A 1825-nucleotide genomic window follows, 5' to 3' on the forward strand; every position below is an offset into this window, starting at 1 on the left:
GGTCTGCGCATTGAGACCCGGCAAGCCGAGCACATCACCTGTCGTCGCCAGAAGCACATCGAACACGGTCGAGGCGTTGGCATCGAGATAGTAGAAACCGACAAGGCCGTTGAGACGGTCGCCGGAATACAGCAGCTGCAGCTCTTCTGAGAACTGGTCATTCTCATAGATTGCCGGCACGTCGAGGTCAGCTTCCGGCAGGGAGTCGAAATCGATCGGGCTGGTGCTTTCATCCTCGCGATAGGCGAGAATATTCTTGAGCGTCCAGTTCTCATTGAGCTCTGCCTCGGCAACGAGCGAACCGCCATAGGCCTCGACCTTTTGCGGGATCACATTGAGGCCAGCGCGCGTGTCAAACACATCGCCGAGCACCGGATAGTCGAAAGGCGGAAGCTGGTCCGGGATCAGCCTGTGGCCCTGGCGGGCATTCGATTTGTCGAGCGAATAGTCTGCCGCTGCGCGAAGCTGGAACGTGTCCGTCACATCGAACTCTGCAGAAACGCGCGCGCCGAACAGCTTCTTGTTGTAGTTCTCTTCTCCGGTGATGATGTTCTCACCAAAGCCGTCGCGATTGAAACTTGCGACAGACGCGCCGACGCGGAACGTGTCGGTCACGGGCAGCGACGTGGTGACCACACCATCGAGCTGGTTATACGTGCCGGCCTTGAGATTGACCTCATAGGTCGGGTCATCGGAGAGCGGCTTGGTGACGTATTTGATCGCGCCGCCAATCGTGTTGCGGCCGTAAAGCGTGCCCTGCGGGCCGCGAAGCACCTCGACGCGCTCGACATCATAGACATCCAGCACAGCGCCCTGCGGACGGTTGAGATAGACATCGTCGACATAGAGGCCGACGCCGGACTCAAAGCCTGCGACCGGGTCCTGCTGGCCGACACCGCGAATGAAGGCGGTGAGCGTCGTATTCGTGCCGCGTGAGACTTCAAGCGTCACATTTGGCGAAATCTTGGAAATTTCGGTGATGTCAGCCACGCCAAGATCGGCAAGCAGCTCGCCATCGAAGGCCGAGACAGAGACAGGCACGTCGACCAGGTTCTGTTCGCGCCGCTGCGCGGTCACGGTAACGGTCGTGAAGCGGCGCGCTTCTTCGTCCTGCTCGGTCGCCTCCTGGGCGTGAGCGGCGAGACCTGAGGTCAGGGCAATGGCTGAAACGAGTCCGAGACGGACCGGGGTCCGGGTAAAGTAAGTCATGAATTCCTCCCAATCGAGCGTCTAATGCGCATCGACCACCCGGATCGGGGAATTTGGCTTTATTGAATATGACACTCTCGTTCAGCGGGAGTGAACACTTTCGCTCAGGCGAGCTCCCGGCTGACCTGGCAATCCTGCGCGAAGGCAGCCGGCGTGACGCCCTTCCAGCGCTTGAACGCGCGGTTGAAGGCCCGGATGTCGGAATAGTCCAGCAGCTCGGTCGTCTGGGCCACCGAACAGCCGCGTTTCAGCATGCCTTCGGCCTGGCGCAGCCGCGTATCGAGTAGAAGGTCACGGAAGTTCACCCCCTCTTCGCCGAGCCGGCGACGCAACGTCGCCACGCTGATCCCCAGCCGCCTTGCCACGTCGCTCTGGCGCGAAAGGCCGCCATCAATCAGGTCGAGCGTGCGCGCAGTCGTGCTGTAGCCCTCGCCTTCGCCGCGATGCTCGTCCAGATAGTTGATGACGCGCGAGAACAGCCCGTCCGAGGACAGGTCCACCTGGTCCTGGATCGACAGCGGCTGACAGGCGAGGTCATAGTCGTAGACAAGCTCATAGGCCGCCCCGCCATATTCGATCGGCACGGTCCAGAACCGGTTCTGGCGCTGGCATATCT

The 1825-nt window shown here is 60.9% G+C and carries 2 protein-coding genes; both read right to left on the minus strand.

All coding sequences use genetic code 11. The annotated features are described in order from the left end of the window. Positions 1–1209: TonB-dependent receptor (locus WA989_RS02890; RefSeq protein WP_424339021.1), on the minus strand; the 1209-nt coding region annotated here is incomplete at its 3' end. A 104-nt stretch (positions 1210–1313) separates the two neighbouring features. Beyond that, positions 1314–1825: helix-turn-helix transcriptional regulator (locus tag WA989_RS02895; RefSeq protein WP_424339022.1), on the minus strand; the 512-nt coding region annotated here is incomplete at its 5' end.

The organism is Henriciella sp. (assembly GCF_049649345.1).
Classification (GTDB): Bacteria; Pseudomonadota; Alphaproteobacteria; order Caulobacterales; family Hyphomonadaceae; genus Henriciella.